Origin of the sequence: Pantoea sp. ICBG 985, assembly GCF_002928365.1 — a bacterium.
Taxonomy (GTDB): Bacteria; Pseudomonadota; Gammaproteobacteria; order Enterobacterales; family Enterobacteriaceae; genus Pantoea; species Pantoea dispersa.
Window position 1 is genome coordinate 73267 of record NZ_POWM01000005.1, and the last position, 18657, is coordinate 91923.

At 56.5% G+C, this 18657-nt stretch carries 17 protein-coding genes; 13 read left to right on the forward strand and 4 right to left on the reverse strand.

What is annotated here, in order from left to right:
* Positions 1-76 precede the first annotated feature (76 nt).
* The 3 genes from lexA to C1Y42_RS15670 all read left to right on the forward strand — a co-directional run bounded on the left by lexA (position 77) and on the right by C1Y42_RS15670 (position 2517).
* A complete protein-coding gene (gene lexA / locus C1Y42_RS15660) occupies positions 77-691 on the forward strand; it encodes a transcriptional repressor LexA (RefSeq protein ID WP_031279762.1) in 615 nt (204 codons plus the stop codon).
* 128 nt (positions 692-819) lie between these two features.
* Positions 820-2145 (forward strand): MATE family efflux transporter DinF, encoded by a 1326-nt coding sequence (dinF, locus tag C1Y42_RS15665; RefSeq protein WP_104094032.1) that lies wholly within the window; start codon positions 820-822, stop codon positions 2143-2145.
* Between the two features lie 159 nt (positions 2146-2304).
* On the forward strand, positions 2305-2517 hold the full coding sequence (locus C1Y42_RS15670; RefSeq protein ID WP_021507857.1) for a CsbD family protein: 213 nt from the start codon (positions 2305-2307) through the stop codon (positions 2515-2517).
* 70 nt (positions 2518-2587) lie between these two features.
* Here the strand turns inward: C1Y42_RS15670 and zur are convergent, their stop codons facing one another.
* The gene (zur, locus tag C1Y42_RS15675) at positions 2588-3109 is read right to left on the reverse strand and encodes a zinc uptake transcriptional repressor Zur (protein ID WP_088515725.1); all 522 of its coding nucleotides are present in this window, start codon (positions 3107-3109) and stop codon (positions 2588-2590) included.
* 448 nt (positions 3110-3557) lie between these two features.
* Between zur and traF the strand changes: the two genes are divergently transcribed.
* The 3 genes from traF to pspG all read left to right on the forward strand — a co-directional run bounded on the left by traF (position 3558) and on the right by pspG (position 6367).
* Positions 3558-4805, forward strand: a complete 1248-nt coding sequence (gene traF / locus C1Y42_RS15680) for a conjugal transfer protein TraF (protein ID WP_088515724.1) — start codon at positions 3558-3560, stop codon at positions 4803-4805.
* Positions 4806-4895: 90 nt separating this feature from the next.
* The gene (gene dusA, locus C1Y42_RS15685; protein WP_104093908.1) at positions 4896-5891 is read left to right on the forward strand and encodes a tRNA dihydrouridine(20/20a) synthase DusA; all 996 of its coding nucleotides are present in this window, start codon (positions 4896-4898) and stop codon (positions 5889-5891) included.
* Positions 5892-6100: 209 nt separating this feature from the next.
* On the forward strand, positions 6101-6367 hold the full coding sequence (gene pspG / locus C1Y42_RS15690) for an envelope stress response protein PspG (protein WP_058770016.1): 267 nt from the start codon (positions 6101-6103) through the stop codon (positions 6365-6367).
* 191 nt (positions 6368-6558) lie between these two features.
* On the opposite strand, the gene C1Y42_RS15695 is transcribed toward pspG, so the two are convergent.
* Entirely contained in the window at positions 6559-7542 is a 984-nt protein-coding gene (locus tag C1Y42_RS15695; protein WP_058774935.1) for a quinone oxidoreductase, read from the reverse strand.
* A 73-nt stretch (positions 7543-7615) separates the two neighbouring features.
* Here C1Y42_RS15695 and dnaB point away from each other — a divergent pair, with 73 nt between their 5' ends.
* The 7 genes from dnaB to C1Y42_RS15730 all read left to right on the forward strand — a co-directional run bounded on the left by dnaB (position 7616) and on the right by C1Y42_RS15730 (position 14411).
* On the forward strand, positions 7616-9022 hold the full coding sequence (gene dnaB / locus C1Y42_RS15700; protein WP_021507851.1) for a replicative DNA helicase: 1407 nt from the start codon (positions 7616-7618) through the stop codon (positions 9020-9022).
* A gap of 128 nt (positions 9023-9150) precedes the next feature.
* On the forward strand, positions 9151-9642 hold the full coding sequence (locus C1Y42_RS15705) for an Lrp/AsnC family transcriptional regulator (RefSeq protein WP_058757562.1): 492 nt from the start codon (positions 9151-9153) through the stop codon (positions 9640-9642).
* Between the two features lie 228 nt (positions 9643-9870).
* Complete coding sequence (locus tag C1Y42_RS15710; protein WP_104093909.1) at positions 9871-10485, forward strand: YitT family protein; 615 nt, start codon at positions 9871-9873, stop codon at positions 10483-10485.
* A 45-nt stretch (positions 10486-10530) separates the two neighbouring features.
* Positions 10531-11724, forward strand: coding sequence for an amino acid aminotransferase (locus tag C1Y42_RS15715; RefSeq protein WP_104094033.1), 1194 nt, complete (start codon positions 10531-10533; stop codon positions 11722-11724).
* A gap of 316 nt (positions 11725-12040) precedes the next feature.
* Positions 12041-13528, forward strand: a complete 1488-nt coding sequence (locus C1Y42_RS15720; protein ID WP_370445712.1) for a catalase — start codon at positions 12041-12043, stop codon at positions 13526-13528.
* A gap of 106 nt (positions 13529-13634) precedes the next feature.
* The gene (locus tag C1Y42_RS15725) at positions 13635-14051 is read left to right on the forward strand and encodes a secondary thiamine-phosphate synthase enzyme YjbQ (protein ID WP_104093911.1); all 417 of its coding nucleotides are present in this window, start codon (positions 13635-13637) and stop codon (positions 14049-14051) included.
* Positions 14052-14054: 3 nt separating this feature from the next.
* On the forward strand, positions 14055-14411 hold the full coding sequence (locus C1Y42_RS15730) for an MmcQ/YjbR family DNA-binding protein (RefSeq protein ID WP_104093912.1): 357 nt from the start codon (positions 14055-14057) through the stop codon (positions 14409-14411).
* Here the strand turns inward: C1Y42_RS15730 and C1Y42_RS15735 are convergent, their stop codons facing one another.
* Entirely contained in the window at positions 14412-15476 is a 1065-nt protein-coding gene (locus C1Y42_RS15735) for an NAD(P)-dependent alcohol dehydrogenase (RefSeq protein ID WP_058757558.1), read from the reverse strand. It lies immediately after the preceding gene.
* A gap of 272 nt (positions 15477-15748) precedes the next feature.
* Positions 15749-18577, reverse strand: a complete 2829-nt coding sequence (uvrA, locus tag C1Y42_RS15740; protein ID WP_104093913.1) for an excinuclease ABC subunit UvrA — start codon at positions 18575-18577, stop codon at positions 15749-15751.
* Between the last annotated feature and the right edge of the window lie 80 nt (positions 18578-18657).

The following is an 18657-nucleotide window of genomic DNA, read 5'->3' on the forward strand; positions in this document are numbered from 1 at the left end:
TTCCCTCTGTTTCGGTTTTCATTTCGCCAATACCTGTATATACTCACAGCGACTGTATAAACAACCAGGGGGCGGGATGAAAGCGTTAACCAGCAGGCAGCAACAGGTCTATGACCTGATTCGCGACCATATTAATCAGACCGGCATGCCGCCAACGCGTGCTGAAATTGCTTCGCAACTGGGCTTCCGCTCGCCTAACGCTGCTGAAGAGCACCTGAAAGCGCTGGCGCGTAAAGGTGTCATTGAAATCGTCTCCGGTGCATCGCGCGGTATCCGCCTGCTGATGGAAGAAGAGGCGAGTGAAGGGCTGCCACTGATCGGTCGCGTCGCCGCCGGTGAACCGCTGCTGGCACAGGAACATATCGAAGCCCACTATCAGGTCGACGCCAACCTGTTCAAACCCTCTGCCGATTTCCTGCTGCGCGTCAGCGGTATGTCGATGAAAGATATCGGCATTATGGACGGCGATCTGCTCGCGGTGCATAAAACGCAGGAAGTGCGCAATGGCCAGGTGGTGGTTGCGCGTATTGATGATGAAGTCACGGTGAAACGCTGGAAGAAGCAGGGCGCGATTGTGCAGCTGCTGCCGGAAAACAATGATTTCCAGCCGATTGTCGTGGATACCCGTGAACAGTCGCTAACCGTGGAAGGGCTGGCCGTAGGCATCGTGCGCAACGGCGAGTGGCTCTGAAACCCGGTTGATCTCCCCCGCTGCGGCGGCGCACGCGCGCTGGCCGCAGTCTGCTTTAATCATACTTTTGTTCCCGGCCCGTAAGGCGCTCGCTCAGGCCGACTACCGTAACCCTCGGGATGGGGCTGATGCAGCTATTTTCCTCTTCTGATAAAGCGCTGTGGCGACTGGCGTTGCCAATGATCCTCTCCAATATCACCGTGCCGCTGCTCGGCGTGGTCGATACCGCCGTGATTGGCCATCTTGATAGCCCGATCTACCTCGGTGGCGTGGCCGTAGGCACCACGGCAACCAGCTTCATCTTTATGCTGCTGCTGTTTCTGCGTATGAGCACCACCGGTTTAACCGCGCAGGCATTCGGGGCCGGCGATAAACAGGCACTGGCGCGCGCACTGATGCAGCCGCTGCTGATCGCCCTCGCCGCCGGGTTGTTGCTGGCGCTGCTGCGTTCTCCTGCCAGTAGCCTGGCGGCAACGCTGATGGGCGGCAGCGCGGAAGTCCAGCAGCAGGCGCAGATCTTCATTGAAATCCGCTGGCTGAGCGCACCAGCTACGCTGGCTAACCTGGTGATTCTCGGCTGGCTGCTGGGCGTGCAGTATGCGCGTGCGCCGATGGTTCTGCTGATTGTCGGAAACCTGGTCAACATCCTGCTCGATCTGCTGCTGGTGCTGAAACTGCACTGGGGCGTTGCCGGTGCTGCCGCCGCCACAGCGCTGGCCGAATACGTGACGCTGGCTGTGGGATTATGGATGGTGGCGCGCGTGCTGAAACTGCGCGGCATTGATTTCAAGCTGCTGAAAAACAGCTGGCGCGGTGACGCGGCGCGGTTATTTCGCCTTAATCGCGACATCATGCTGCGCTCGCTCATGCTGCAGATCTGCTTCGCCTCGCTGACCCTGATGGGTGCACGCATCGGACCGGATGTGGTTGCGGTCAATGCGGTGCTGTTGATGTTCCTGACGTTTACTGCCTATGCGCTGGACGGCTTTGCTTACGCGGTGGAAGCCTGCTCGGGTGAAGCGGTAGGGGCAAAAGATCGCAGCCGGCTGCTGCTGATCTGGCATGCCGCCTGTCGCCAGGCGGGTATCGTTGCGCTGCTGTTTGCGCTTATTTATGCGCTTAGCGGCGCGCACATTGTTGCACTGCTTACCTCGCTGCAGCCGCTGCGTGAGATGGCCGATCGCTTTCTGCTGTGGCAGGTAATTTTACCGCTGGTTGGCGTCTGGTGTTATCTGCTGGACGGCATGTTCATCGGCGCGACACGCGGCCGCGAAATGCGTAACAGCATGATAATGGCAGCAGCCGGTTTCGGTATCACTTTGCTAACGCTGCCGTGGTTAGGGAATCACGGTTTATGGCTGGCGATCACGGTGTTTCTGGCGCTGCGTGGCCTGACGCTGGGATGGATGTGGCGCCGCCACTGGCAGCGTGACAGCTGGTTCAGTCAGCCATAAGCGCAGCGCAGGTGTCAGAATAATCTGTAATTCCGTGCACAATCCGAAGCGGCTACTATAATTATCTCAAACGGCGCAGATAAGTAGCGCGTTATATGGTTATTTCCGGCATTACATGAGAAATACACCATCTCACTCAGGAAGACGTGGAGGATTGTTATGAACAAAGACGAAGCGAGCGGAAACTGGAAGCAGTTTAAAGGGAAGTTTAAAGAGAAATGGGGCAAGTTAACCGATGACGATTTGACCGTGATCGAAGGGAAACGCGATCAGCTGGTGGGTAAAATTCAGGAACGTTACGGTTACGCCAAAGATGAAGCTGAACGTGAATTGAAAGACTGGGAAAGTCAAAACAAAGATTACCGCTGGTAAGTCTCCCGCTTTAAGGATGATGCTCCTACCCGCTGATCGTTACGATCGGCCTGGCACACGGAGGTGCCAGTTACCCTTTACGCACCTTCTTCTTACTTTCCACTTCATGATCGTGCTGACAGCTACCCGGCTGCGTGCAGGCCGCCACTTCGGCACAGTTTTCACACAGGCCGTGCGCCTCAATAACGCTATGACGTAAGGTAAAACCTGCCTGATCGGCCAACCCGGCAATGATCTTTTCCACGCCGTGCGCGTGCTTCTCACTGACGGCGGCACAGTTGTCGCACACCAGCATCACCGATGTGTGCGCCGGCTCGTCGAAATGGTGGCACACCACATAACTGTTATTTGACTCCACCCGATGAATAAATCCCTGCTCCAGCAGGAAATCCAGCGCGCGATAAATAGTCGGTGGTTTCGCCTGGGGTTCACTGATGCGCAGCTGGTCCAGCAAATCGTAAGCGCTAATGGAACCGTTCTGCTCCGCCATCAGGCGCAGCACTTCTGCGCGCTGCGTAGTGAGGCGCACGCCACGGTCAAGGCACAAAGATTCAGCCTGCGTGAGCAGTTGTTCGGGCGTGAGGTTTGGCATAAGCATTCTCCAGGTGATGGGTGATGTTATTTTATCACACAAACTTTTACGCTGCTGCCATTGCTTTTTTACCTTATATCATCCAGGAAATGTCTGGCTTTCAGCCACTTATCTGCCGCGTTGCGTCCTGGTACTTCCTTCTGTTAAGCCATGCTTTTCCTTCCTGAGTTTTTTCTCACAGGTTAACCCATCTTTTTGCTTTGCAACTCACTGACTTAGTGGCTATGGTTCAAAAGGTTTTAAGTAATTTCTGGCATCAATTTAGCTGACGTTCATATTTCTGCATAAAACAACAGCAGAATGGTGCGGGCGTGACCAATTCTGCGAATAGCAATGCTAATTCCTTTCAATTCACAGCAATAAAGCGTTAGCCAGCGTTCAGAATAGGGCTAATAAACTATTCCGTCGTAGAGACAGTCCACGACAATTAAAAGGTGATGGCAGACTCATGGTGAAGACATTATTCAGACGCAAGAAAATTGCTTATGTTGTTGGTTTTAATGCGGTATTTGTTACCACATCAGCATTTGCTGCTGGCACCTGGTACGATGCGCGTAACGATGCCATGGGGGGAACCGGTGTCGCTTCCTCAACCTGGAGCTCGGCAGTGCTGGCTAACCCGGCATTGATGACCAAAGCGCAGCCTGAAGATAACGTCAGCATCATTTTTCCTTCAGCCGGTGTGCAGATTACTGACAAAGACAAATTAGTGGATCGCGTAGACGAAATTACTGATACGGTGGACCGCTATCGTGACGTGATCAACAACATCACGCTGCCGGAGATCATCAATGGCGCGCCTCAGGTCAGAGCGGCGGCAGGTGATATGGCTAATCAGCTGCGCGATCTGCGCGGTGATAAAGCAAATGGCACCGCAGGCGTGGCGTTAGCCGTCAGCATTCCCAACGAGACCCTTCCTTTCGCCTTCATCACCAAAGCCTACGGCACGGCGCACATCCGCGCTAACGTGGTACAGAGCGATATCGATTATCTGGATCAGGTCGCAAATGGCCGCATTCCCTTGCCGGGCGACCAAAATAATCTGCGCTCCAGTGCCAACGGCCTGGCTGCCCTGATCACCGATTACGGCGTCGCAATGGCGCACGAGTTCACCATCGCCGGTCACCCGGTCTCCGTTGGCGTCACGCCAAAGCTGCAGAAAACCTGGCTGTATAACTACACCGCCAGCGTTTATAACTACGACAAGAATGATATTAACGACAGCCGCTATCGCAGCACCGATACCGGTTTCAACGTCGATGCCGGTATCGCTACCGACTTCGCGGAGAACTGGACCTTCGGCGTGACCGGGCAGAACCTGGTATCGCGCGATATCGACACCAAAGAGGTTAACGGCTATCGCGATACGTATCAGATTCGCCCGCTGGTAACTACCGGACTGGCGTGGAATCGCGGACCCTTTACCCTGACTGGCGATGTCGATCTGACGGAAACCAAACGTTTTAAATCGCAGGAGAGCAGTCAGTACGCTGGCGTGGGTGGTGAATATCGCGTGCTGGACTGGCTGGCGCTGCGTGCCGGCTATCGCGCGGATATGAAGTCGAATGACACCGATGTGTTTACGGCCGGTCTCGGCGTGTCGCCGTTCAACAACGCGGTGCATCTGGACCTGGCCGGTTCGGTCGGCAAAGACAATACCTGGGGCGCCATGGTGCAGCTCGGGTTTAACTTCTGACCACACGATGACGGGCGGCTGTGTCGCCCGTCACAGCTGTGATATCATTGCGCAGTTTCTCATCACTTAACTGCGGATTTACTGCGTTTCATGACCGATACATTCTCTTCGCAACGTTTCTCCATCGCACCCATGCTGGACTGGACCGACCGTCACTGTCGCTATTTTCACCGTCAGCTGAGCGGCGACACGCTGCTGTACACCGAAATGGTGACCACCGGCGCCATCATCCACGGCAAAGGCGACTATCTGGCCTATAGCGAGGCGGAGCATCCGCTGGCGCTGCAGCTGGGCGGTAGCGATCCGGCCGCGCTGGCAACCTGTGCAAAGCTGGCAGAAGCGCGCGGATACGATGAGATCAACCTGAACGTCGGTTGTCCGTCCGATCGGGTACAGAACGGCCGTTTTGGCGCGTGCCTGATGGGTGAGCCGGCGCTGGTCGCGGACTGTATCAAAGCGATGCGCGATGTGGTCAGCATTCCGGTCACGGTGAAAACCCGCATCGGTATTGACGACCAGGACAGCTACGCCTTCCTGTGCGATTTTGTCGGCACCGTGGCGCAGCAGGGCGGTTGTGATACGTTCATTATTCATGCGCGTAAAGCGTGGCTGTCGGGTCTCAGCCCGAAAGAGAACCGTGAAATTCCACCGCTCGACTATCCGCGTGTTTACCAGCTGAAGCGGGATTTCCCGGCGCTGACCATAGCAATTAACGGCGGCGTTAAGACGCTCGATGAGGCCAAAGCGCATCTGCAGCACCTGGACGGCGTGATGATGGGGCGCGAGGCCTATCAAAATCCCGGCATTCTGGCGCAGGTTGATCGCCAGCTGTTTGGCCGCGAGACACCGGTGGCCGATCCGGTCGCCGTGGTGCGTTCCATGTACCCTTACATCGAAGCCGAACTGGCCCAGGGCACCTATCTGGGACACATTACGCGCCACATGCTGGGCCTGTTCCAGGGCATCCCCGGCGCGCGCCAGTGGCGCCGTCACCTGAGCGAAAATGCCCACAAACCGGGCGCCGACGTCCGCGTGCTGGAAGCGGCGCTGGCGCTGGTGGCAGACCGCATTGTGCAGGAAGCCTGATGCCGCGAGCCGGCCTGGTCAGGCTGGCAGGACGGTTTAAACCGCACGGTTTCATCGTGCGGTTTTTAATTCACCAGCAGTTAGTCAATTTCACCAAATCAACGTCCCCTCTGTCCTGCATCTAAGCGATAATTCAATGGCTTAGCGCTCGTTACGACCTGGCACGTATCTTGTAATACCTTCTGCATTACTGATACAGGAGAGCGCTCGTGGAAATATTATTCGTTATCGGCTTTTTTATGATGCTGCTGCTGACAGGCGTATCGCTGCTGGGCGTGATCGCCGCGCTGCTGGTGGCCACCGTGGTGATGTTTCTCGGTGGGCTGTTTGCGCTTGTTATAAAATTGTTGCCGTGGCTGGTGCTGGCGGTGGTCGCCGTGTGGCTGTATCGCGCATTTACCACGCCGCAGGGAGAAGTGAAACTTAACCGGCTGAAAAGGAAAATCAGCGACTTAGAGAAGAGAAGCTGGCGCTAAATGCGGTTACGATCACAGAGTTGGTGATTGCTTAGTACGAATTCGCAATTAAACATATTTTTTACTTATGTTTTCTGTCAGGATAGGTAAAGAAATTCAGACGAATTCATCGCCGCTGTCCCTACACCAGCGCGAACTATAAAAAAGAAAGAAAAGGGCTTCCTTCGGGAAGCCCTTCATCATTTCTGCTATCAGGGAATCAACAGGCTGGAACCCTGAGTGGCACGACTCTCCAGCACCTGATGCGCACGCACTGCATCGCTCAGGGCAAATTTCTGCTGCTCCGGCACGTTAAGCTGAATAGCGCGGCTGGCGATAAGCGAAAACAGTTCGCCGCTGGCGCGATCGAGCTCTTCACGGTTGGTGATATAGCCAAACAGGGATGGGCGGGTGACAAACAGCGAGCCTTTCTTGTTGAGAATGCCGAGGTCAACGCCGGTCACCGGGCCGGAGGCATTACCAAAGCTCACCATCAGGCCGTGGCGGCGCAGGCTGTCGAGGGAGGGTTCCCAGGTATCTTTGCCCACTGAGTCGTACACTACCGCCACTTTTTCACCGTTGGTCAGTTCGCTGACGCGCTGGGCGATATCCTCTTCGCGATAATTGATGGTGGCCCAGGCACCGGCATCTTTGGCGATCTGCGCTTTCTCCGCAGAACCGACGGTGCCAATCAAATGCGCGCCCAGCGCTTTCGCCCACTGGCAGGCAATCAGGCCCACGCCGCCCGCGGCGGCATGAAACAGGAAAATTTCATCGGCTTTTACTTTGTACGTCTGACGCAGCAGATACTGCACCGTCAGGCCCTTGAGGAAGGAGGCCGCAGCCTGCTCAAAGCTGATGCTGTCCGGCAGAATCACCAGCCGATCTTCCGCCACATTGTGCAGCTCGCTGTAGGCGCCCAGCGCGGCCTGGCAGTACACCACGCGATCGCCCGGCTTGAAACGCGAAACCGCGCTGCCCACTTTTTTCACGATGCCTGCCGCTTCAGTGCCCAGGCCGGACGGCAGCGAGGAGACCGGATACAATCCGCTGCGCACGTAGGTATCGATGTAGTTAATACCAATCGCCTTGTTCTCCACCTGAACTTCATGGTCGGCGGGATCGGCTAGTGTGAAATCGACCCATTGCAATACTTCCGGGCCGCCGTGCTGGTTGAACTGAATTCGCTTTGCCATTCTGACTCCTGTGATTGTTCATCCTGGGACGGTATACTTGCGCGTCCCTTTCACGATCGGTAATGCATTCACTATGGCAGGAAATAAACCCACCAACAAATCGAACGAACCCCGCGATCGGCAGCTCGAAGGCGTGAAAATGCCGCCGCACTCTCTCGAAGCGGAGCAGTCGGTGCTCGGTGGGTTGATGCTGGATAACGAACGCTGGGATAACGTCTCCGAGCGCGTGGTCGCGGAAGATTTCTTCAACCGCTCGCACCGCATGATTTTCTCTGAAATGCAGCGCCTGCTGGAAGCCGGTCAGCCCATTGATCTGATAACCCTGTCAGAGTCGCTGGAAACGCGCGGTGAGCTGGAAATGGCGGGCGGCTTTGCCTATCTGGCCGAGCTGGCAAAAAATACCCCAAGTGCGGCAAACCTCGGTGCTTATGCCGACATCGTGCGTGAACGTGCGGTGGTGCGTGAGATGATTTCGGTGGCTAACCAGATCGCTGATGCCGGTTACGATCCGCAGGGCCGCAGCAGCGAAGAGCTGCTGGATTTTGCTGAATCCAACGTTTTTAAAATTGCCGAACAGCGCGCCAATAAGGATGAAGGCCCGCAAAATATCGAGCAAATCCTCGAAGCGACGGTATCGCGCATTGAAGCGCTGGTGTCAACGCCGCACGATGGCGTGACCGGCGTCGATACCGGCTATCAGGATCTCAACAAGAAAACCGCCGGTCTGCAGGGTTCAGATCTGATCATTGTCGCGGCGCGTCCGTCGATGGGTAAAACCACTTTCGCCATGAACCTGTGCGAAAACGCCGCCATGCTGACAGACAAACCGGTGCTGATTTTCAGTCTCGAGATGCCCAGCGAACAGCTGATGATGCGTATGCTGGCCTCGCTGTCGCGCGTTGATCAGACGCGTATCCGTACCGGTCAGCTGGAGGATGAAGACTGGGCGCGCATCTCGGCCACCATGGGCATTCTGTTAGAAAAGAAGAACATGTTCATCGATGACTCGTCCGGCCTGACGCCAACCGAAGTGCGTTCACGCGCGCGCCGCGTGTTCCGTGAAAACGGCGGCCTGAGCATGATCATGATCGACTACCTGCAGCTGATGCGCGTACCGGCGCTCTCCGACAACCGTACGCTGGAGATCGCCGAGATCTCACGCTCGCTTAAAGCGCTGGCGAAAGAGCTTAATGTACCGGTGGTGGCGCTGTCGCAGCTTAACCGCTCGCTGGAGCAGCGCGCCGATAAGCGTCCGGTTAACTCGGATCTGCGTGAATCGGGCTCGATCGAGCAGGATGCGGACCTGATCATGTTCATCTATCGTGACGAGGTATATCACGAAAACAGCGATCTGAAAGGCATCGCCGAGATCATCATCGGTAAACAGCGTAACGGTCCGATCGGCACAGTACGTCTAACGTTCAACGGCCAGTGGTCACGCTTTGATAACTACGCCGGACCGCAATACGACGACGAATAATCGCGCTTCCGCAGTTGCATGCACGATTTGTGCATGCATTTCACGTCATCAGAAAATAGTGTTGGACAACCTCGTCAATTATCAGGTTATCTGTAGCAAAGCGAATCCTATAACGCTGTGGACACAGAATGACTCAGGTAGACGATTACGACCTTAAGATACTGACACTACTACAATCTAACGGCCGCCTTACCAACCAGGAACTCAGTGATTTAGTCGGACTTTCGGCGTCGCAATGTTCACGCCGGCGCATTAATCTCGAACAGGCAAATCTTATTCTTGGCTATCACGCGCGGCTCTCGCCGGACGCGGTAGGGCTGGGCATGGTCGGCTTGATCGAGGTGCGACTGAAAAATCACACGCCCGATTACGAAGAGAGTTTTCACCGCATGGTGGAGCAGGAAGCGGCGATTGTCGACGCGTTCAAAACCACTGGTGACGCCGACTATCTGTTAAAAGTCGCGGTGGCCGATTTAGCGGCGCTGAGCGCGCTGATCAGTCAGCTCGTCGCTGGCCATCAAAGCGTGGCGCATGTGAAAACCTCGGTGGTACTCAACCGTTTAAAAGAGAACGGCTTGATGATGATCCCCGAGCACAAAGTGCGCCAAAAGAGTGCATGATGTGCCAGTGTGGTGCAGATTTGTGCCGTTTTTCGCGCAAAGCGCGCACCAGAAACCGAATTTGTGCATGAATCGATTATTTTACGGCAGATTGATGCACATAAACCTGCAATAAAGCGCCTTAGTTATCAATTGGATAATCGCTGGCACCCATCGGCGGCGACAGGAAGCCGCCGATGTGGTGCGTTTTTTGCAAATGAACGCCATCATTTGCAAAGAGATCGCGCCATGGATAACGCTGTACAATCTTCCCGCATTCCCCACACCCGTACAGAAGATGCGCTGGCTATCGTGCTTGGCACGCTGATGGTGTCGTTTGGCGTCATTTTGCTGAAACAGGCGGGCGCGCTGACCGGCGGTACGGCGGGCGTGGCTTTTCTCATCAGCTACCTGTCGCCGCTCTCGTTCGGCAGCGCCTTCTTTCTGATTAACCTGCCGTTTTACTGGCTGGCCATTCGTCGCATGGGCTGGGAATTTACCCTGAAAACCTTCTGTGCGGTGGGGCTGGTATCGCTGTTCACCCATTTGCACCCGCTGTTTATCCATTTTTCTGCGCTAAATCCGTTTTATGCGACATTGTTCGGTAACGTGGTGATGGGGATTGGGTTTATAGTGTTGTTTCGTCACAAAGCCAGCCTCGGTGGTATCAATATTCTGGCGCTCTGGCTGCAGGATCGCTCTGGTCTGCGCGCCGGCAAACTGCAAATGGCGCTGGATACCTGTGTGGTACTGGCCTCGCTTTTTGTGGTATCGCTGCCGATGCTGCTGGCCTCCATCGCCGGCGCGGTGATGCTCAATCTCATCATCGCCATGAATCACCGTCCCGGCCGCTATTTTGTTTGATGACGTCGACCCACACATTTATGAATAATCATGGAGATCTGCACCGTGTTTCAAAACGTTGATGCCTATGCTGGCGATCCGATTCTGTCGCTGATGGAAACCTTCAAACAGGACCCGCGTGACCACAAGGTGAATCTGAGCATCGGCCTCTATTACAACGAAGCCGGCATCATTCCTCAGCTGCAGGCGGTGGCCGCCGCGGAAGAGCGTTTGCAGGCGCAGCCACATCAGGCTTCGCTCTATCTGCCAATGGAAGGGCTGGGTCCGTATCGTAACGCCATTGCGCCGCTGTTGTTTGGTAAAGAGCACCCGATGCTGCAGGCGGGGCGCATTGCTTCCATCCAGACGCTGGGCGGATCCGGCGCGCTGAAAGTGGGCGCAGATTTCCTGAAGCGTTACTTCCCGGACGCCAGCGTATGGGTCAGCGATCCGACATGGGAAAACCATGTGGCGATCTTTAACGGTGCCGGTTTTAACGTTAACACCTACCCATGGTACGACGACGCCACCAACGGCGTGAAGTTCGATGCCTTCATCACCAAACTGAAAACGCTGCCGAAGCAATCCATCGTGTTGCTGCATCCGTGCTGCCACAACCCGACCGGTGCGGATCTGACCAACGCGCAGTGGGATCAAACCGTTGAGGTCCTGAAAGCGCAGGAGCTGATTCCGTTCCTCGATATCGCCTACCAGGGCTTTGGTGCCGGCATGGAAGAGGACGCTTACGCGATTCGCGTGATTGCCGCGGCGGGCCTGCCGGCGCTGGTGAGCAACTCCTTCTCGAAAATCTTCTCGCTGTACGGTGAGCGCGTTGGCGGCCTGTCAATTGTCTGCGACAGCGCAGAAGAGTCGGCACGCGTGCTGGGTCAGCTGAAAGCGACCGTGCGTCGCAACTACTCCAGCCCGCCGAACTTCGGTGCTCAGGTGGTTTCCTGCGTGCTGAACGACGAAGCGCTGCTGAACAACTGGCTGGCGGAAGTGGAAGCGATGCGCCTGCGCATCATCGAAATGCGCCAGGTGCTGGTCAATGTGCTGAACAGTAAACTGCCCGGCAAAAACTTTGATTATCTGCTGAAGCAGCGCGGCATGTTCAGCTATACCGGCCTGAGCGCACAGCAGGTGGACCGCCTGCGCGAAGAGTTCGGTGTGTACCTGATCGCCAGCGGCCGCATGTGTGTCGCCGGTCTCAACAGCCGCAACGTCAATCAGGTAGCTGAGGCGTTTGCTGCCGTAATGTAATTGACGCGATGCCTGTCAGCCGCGCGGCTGGCAGGCACCCGTTTCAGTCATCCACGCATTGTCTGTTCCCGCTGTACCTTCGCCGCACCCCGCTTTTCCACGCTTCTCTTTGCCAACCATGTTGGCTGGCGGCCGCATTCCGCATGGCTATAACACCTTAACCCCGGGTAATCGGGACGGGTCTTGTGTGTTCCTGTTAGTGAGGGCGCTATTTTTTGCCGGCGCGCTTTGGCGCACTGCCAGAGCGCTCGCCAATCACAATAAGGAACCGCCCATGAGCTATTTCCCTTCCGCACTGAAACCCCTCTGCATTGCCATGACGCTGGCGCTCGCACTGCCTGCTGCGGCCGTTGAGCTGACGCGTGATAACGGCGCGCCGGTCGGCGATAACCAGAATTCACAAACTGCCGGCGCCAATGGCCCGGTGCTGTTACAGGACGTGCAGCTGATTCAAAAGCTGCAACGCTTTGATCGTGAACGTATTCCGGAACGTGTGGTGCACGCACGTGGCACCGGCGCGCACGGTGAATTTCGCGCCAGCAAAGATATCAGCGATCTGACTATCGCTGAGGTGTTTAAACCGGGAACGGTGACGCCGGTCTTTGTGCGCTTCTCCAGCGTGGTGCACAGCAAGCATTCGCCGGAAACGCTGCGCGACCCGCGTGGTTTTGCCACCAAATTCTATACCAGCCAGGGCAACTGGGATCTGGTGGGCAACAACCTGCCGGTGTTCTTCATCCGCGATGCGATCAAGTTCCCTGATATGGTGCACGCGTTTAAACCGGATCCGCGCACTAACCTCGATAACGATGCGCGCACCTTCGATTTCTTCTCCCACGTACCGGAAGCCACGCACGCGCTCACCATGCTGTTCTCCAACATGGGCACGCCGGCAACCTATCGGGAAATGGACGGTAACAGCGTGCACGCCTACAAATTTGTGAACAGCAAAGGCGAAGTGCACTACGTGAAGTTTCACTGGAAAACGTTACAGGGCGAACGCAACCTCGATCCGGCTGAATCGGCAGCGATCCAGGGGCGCAGCTACAGCCACATGACAGAAGATCTGGTGGCGGCGATTAACCGCAAAGCGTTTCCGAAGTGGGATCTTTACATTCAGACCATTAAAGCCAGCGAAGTGGATAAGTTCGATTTCAATCCGCTCGACTCCACCAAAATCTGGCCGAACGTGCCCGAGGTGAAAGTCGGGCAGATGGTGCTGAATCGCAACGTCGACAACTTCTTCCAGCAAACCGAGCAGGTGGCGATGGCGCCGTCCAATCTGGTGCCGGGCATTGAGCCGTCTGAAGATCGCCTGCTGCAGGGCCGCCTGTTCTCCTATGCTGATACCCAGCTGTACCGCGTGGGCGCGAATGGCCTTAGCCTGCCGGTCAACGCGCCGCGCGTACCGGTCAGCAACGGCAATCAGGATGGCCTGATGGACAGCGGTAACGCCGATGACAAGGGTGTTAATTACCAGCCAAGCCGCATCTATCCGCGTGAAGAGCTGCAAAGCGCGCGTTACAGCCATACGCCGCTTAGCGGCAGTACGCAGCAGGCGATGATCGCCAAACCGCAGAATTTCCGCCAGGCAGGGGAGCTGTATCGTTCCTTTAACGCGAAAGAGCGGGGCGATCTGATCACCTCTCTCGGTGGCGCGCTGAAAAGCGCCGACGCGCAAAGCCGGCTGGCGATGCTCTCGTTCTTTTATAAGGCCGATAGCGAGTACGGCACGCGTCTGGCGGCGGTAACGCAGGACGATATCACCACGGTAAAAGCGCTGGCTGACAAGCTGAGCGACTGATGCGCCGGCGGCAGAGCAAGCGCTCTGCCGCTTTTTCCCGCTGAAGGGTTTACCTTTCGCCGACATGCTGCACACTTAAGTAAACGGTTTAACCCAGGAATGTGGCATGTGGCAGCAACAAACTCTCACGCTGAGCGCGAAGGCGCGCGGCTTTCATCTGATCACCGACGAGATTGTCGGCCAGCTTAATGGCTTAACGGACCTGCGCATCGGCCAGCTGCATCTGCTGTTGCAGCACACCTCAGCGTCGCTGACGCTTAATGAAAATTGCGATCCTACGGTACGCAGCGACATGGAGCAGCACTTTCTGCGGTGCGTTCCAGAGGATGCGCCCTACCAGCACGACTATGAAGGCGCTGACGATATGCCGGCGCACATCAAATCGTCACTGCTTGGCGTATCGCTGCTGATCCCGGTCAGCCGCGGCAAACTGCTGCTCGGCACCTGGCAGGGGATCTGGCTGGGCGAACATCGGGTACACGGCGGCGCGCGGCGCATCGTCTCCACCTTACAAGGGGAATAAAACATGAACACGTCGGATTTACTGACCTACTGCATGAGCAAACCGGGCGCTTCACAAAGTTATAAAGATGAGTGGGACGCAACCCAGGTGAAAAGCGATGGCGTGCTGTTTGCCATGGTGCATGACGTTGAAGGGCGGCCGGCGTTGTCGCTGAAAACCTCGCCCGCGCTGGCGGAGTTGTTGCGCGATGAACACCACGATGTGTTTCCCAGTGAACATCTCAATAAGTCGCACTGGAGCACGCTGTGGCTGGATGGATCGCTGAAGGATTCGCAGATTTACTATCTGGTTGATGCGTCATGGCAACAGGCTGACGCCACGCGCGCGGCGGGCGTCAGCCATGATGATGAGATGCGCTGATTAAGCCGCAGACTCTTCACGCAGAGTGTTGATATCAATCACGAAGCGATACTTCACGTCGCTTTTCAGCATGCGCTCGTAGGCGTCGTTGATTTGGTTCATGGCGATCAGCTCGATATCCGAAGTGATACCGTGCTTGCCGCAGAAATCCAGCATCTCCTGGGTTTCGGCGATACCGCCAATCAGTGAACCGGCAATGCTGCGACGCTTGAGGATCAGGTTAAACACCTGCGGTGCCGGGTGATCGTGCTCCGGCGCGCCGACCAGCGTCATGTTGCCGTCGCGCTTCAGCAGGGCGATAAACGGGTTGAGATCGTGCTGCGCGGCGACGGTATTTAAGATGAAGTCGAAGCTGTTGGCGTGCTGCGCCATCTGGTCAGCCTCTTTCGAAATCACCACTTCGTCAGCGCCGAGGCGTTTGCCATCTTCAATTTTTGACGGTGAGGTAGTGAACAGCACCACGTGCGCGCCCATCGCATGCGCGATCTTCACGCCCATATGGCCGAGGCCGCCCAGACCAACGATACCGACTTTTTTGCCGGGACCGACATTCCAGTGACGCAGCGGGGAATAGGTGGTGATACCGGCGCACAGCAGCGGCGCAACGCCCGCCAGATCGAGGTTTTCCGGTACGCGCAGCACAAAGCTTTCATCAACCACCATGCTGGTGGAGTAGCCGCCGTAGGTGATGGCGCCGGTTTCACGATCCTGGCCGTTGTAAGTGCCAACAAAGCCGTTTTCACAGTACTGCTCGAGTCCTTCCTGACAGCTTGGGCAGCTGCGGCAGGAGTCGACCATACAGCCGACGCCGACTAAATCGCCCACTTTATATTTGTGCGTGTGCGCGCCAACGGCGGTGACGCGACCCACGATTTCATGGCCTGGCACCACCGGGAATACGGTGTTGCGCCATTCGTTGCGCGCCTGGTGCAGGTCCGAGTGGCAGACGCCACAGTACAACACTTCAATCTGCACATCATGAGCGCGCAGTTCGCGCGGCTTATAATCGAACGGGGCGAGTTTGGCTTTCGCGTCCTGTGCGGCATAGGCATGCGTAATATTCATGGTGTCTCCAGTCAGATGTGTCGTGAGTATTTGCGAGGGGTCCGTTCAGTGAGGACACTGAAGGACAGAGGCGCTTCAGCGGCGCCAAAAGGAACGCAGTAAGAATAGTCAGCGGGACGCGATGCGTATATGCCTGAAGTTGTCTGTTTCTTGCCTGTTTCTGCATTTGCTAAGGCATTCAGACAATGGCACCGGCTGGCGAGTAACCGGAGCGGTAAGCCGTGGCGAGATCAGAAAAAACGCGCCGCAACAGCGGGTGCGGCGCGTTAAACCTACTTTTTCAGCATCGGCTTGAGGAAGCGTGCAGTATGCGATTTTTCGCACTGTGCAACGGTTTCCGGCGTACCAGCCACCAGGATTTCACCACCGCCGCTGCCGCCTTCCGGACCGAGATCGACAATCCAGTCAGCGGTTTTGATCACGTCGAGGTTGTGCTCAATGACCACGATGGTATTGCCCTGATCGCGCAGTTGATGCAGCACTTCCAGCAGCTGCTGGATGTCGGCAAAATGCAGGCCGGTGGTCGGTTCATCTAGAATGTACAGCGTCTGACCGGTGCCGCGCTTCGACAGCTCACGCGCCAGCTTAACGCGCTGCGCTTCACCGCCGGACAGCGTGGTTGCCGACTGGCCAAGACGAATGTACGACAGACCGACATCAATCAGCGTCTGCAGCTTACGCGCCAGTGCAGGTACCGCATCAAAGAACTCACGCGCCTCTTCGATGGTCATCTCCAGCACTTCGTGAATGCTCTTGCCTTTGTATTTAATCTCCAGCGTTTCGCGGTTATAGCGTTTGCCTTTGCACTGATCGCACGGTACATAAATGTCAGGCAGGAAGTGCATTTCGACCTTAATCACGCCGTCGCCCTGACAGGCTTCACAGCGGCCGCCGCGCACGTTAAAGCTGAAGCGGCCCGGATTGTAGCCGCGCGAACGCGCTTCCGGCACGCCGGCAAACAGTTCACGCACCGGGGTAAAAATCCCGGTGTAGGTGGCCGGGTTTGAGCGCGGCGTCCGGCCGATCGGGCTCTGATCGATGTCGATCACTTTATCGAAATGCTCCAGCCCGGCGATCTCGCGATACGGTGCAGCTTCACCGCTGGTAGCACCATTCAGCTGGCGCTGCGCAATCGGGAACAGCGTATCGTTAATCAGAGTTGATTTGCCGGAACCGGACACGCCGGTGATACAGGTAAACAGCCCAACCGGAACCGTCAGCGTGACATCCTTCAGGTTATTACCACGCGCGCCGCTCAGTTTCAGTACTTTGGACGGATCGCCTTTCACCCGCTCTGCCGGCACCGCGATTTCACGCTTGCCGCTGAGGAACTGACCGGTGAGAGAATCTTCGTGCGCCATGATGGCATGCACATCGCCCTCGGCTACCACCTGGCCGCCGTGCACGCCAGCGCCCGGACCGATATCGATAATATGGTCAGCGGCGCGAATCGCGTCTTCATCATGCTCAACCACGATCACGGTATTACCGAGATCGCGCAGGTGAATCAGCGTCGACAGCAGGCGCTCGTTGTCGCGCTGATGCAGACCGATGGACGGTTCATCCAGTACGTACATGACGCCAACCAGACCGGCACCAATCTGGCTCGCCAGACGAATACGCTGTGCTTCACCGCCGGACAGCGTTTCCGCTGAACGCGACATCGACAGATAATTCAGGCCGACGTTGACCAGGAAGCTCAGACGGTCGCCAATTTCCTTCAGCACTTTCTCGGCGATTTTGGCGCGCTGGCCGCTCAGCTTCAGATTGCGGAAGAAGTCCATGGCGTGGCCGATGCTCATATCCGAGATGGTCGGCAGGTTGGTATCTTCCACGAACACATGGCGCGCTTCACGACGCAGGCGCGTCCCTTCGCAGCTGGCGCAGGCGCGGTTGCTGATAAACTTCGCCAGCTCTTCGCGCACCGCGTTGGATTCCGTCTCTTTGTAGCGGCGCTCCATGTTATGCAGCACGCCTTCAAACGGATGACGACGCACCGAGGTATCGCCGCGATCGTTGATATATTTGAACTCAATGTTCTCTTTGCCGGAGCCGTACAGAATCACTTCGCGCGCTTTGTCGCTCAGGCTATTGAACGGCGCTTCGACATCGAAATCCAGATGTTCCGCCAGCGAGCGCAGCATCTGGAAATAGTAGAAGTTACGGCGATCCCAGCCGCGAATGGCGCCACCGGCCAGCGACAGCTCCGGATTTTGAACCACGCGATCGGGATCGAAATATTGCTGAACGCCGAGGCCGTCACAGGTCGGGCAGGCACCGGCCGGGTTATTGAACGAGAACAGGCGCGGCTCCAGCTCACGCATGCTATAACCGCACACCGGGCAGGCAAAGTTAGCCGAGAACAGCATCTCTTCGGTATCGGGATCGTCCATATCCGCGACGATCGCCGTGCCGCCACTCAGTTCCAGCGTCGTTTCAAAGGATTCGGCCAGACGCGTCGACAGATCGTCACGCACGCGGAAACGATCGATCACCACCTCAATGGTGTGTTTCTTCTGCAGCTCCAGCTTAGGTGGATCCGAAAGATCGCACACTTCGCCATCGATACGTGCGCGGATGTAGCCCTGCGCCGCCAGATTTTCCAGCGTTTTGGTGTGCTCGCCTTTGCGATCTTTTACCACCGGCGCCAGCAGCATCAGGCGCCGACCCTCTTCCTGCGCCAGGACCTGATCGACCATCTGGCTGACGGTTTGTGCCGCCAGCGTGACGTTATGATCCGGACAGCGCGGCTCGCCCACGCGGGCAAACAGCAGACGCAGGTAGTCATGAATTTCAGTGATAGTGCCAACGGTCGAGCGCGGGTTGTGCGACGTCGATTTCTGCTCAATGGAAATGGCAGGCGACAGCCCCTCGATGTGGTCTACGTCCGGTTTCTCCATTAAGGAAAGAAACTGGCGCGCATAAGCAGAAAGCGATTCAACATAGCGGCGCTGGCCTTCGGCATACAGCGTATCAAACGCCAGCGAAGACTTACCGGAACCCGACAGACCGGTCACTACAATGAGCTTGTCGCGTGGGATGATCAGGTTGATATTCTTCAAATTATGGGTGCGAGCACCGCGGACTTCAATCTTATCCATTCACCTTTCCCGGATTAGGCAACGCTCGCCATGCCTTGCCAGCACGACCAGCAGAAACGCATCATTATGGCACAAAAAAT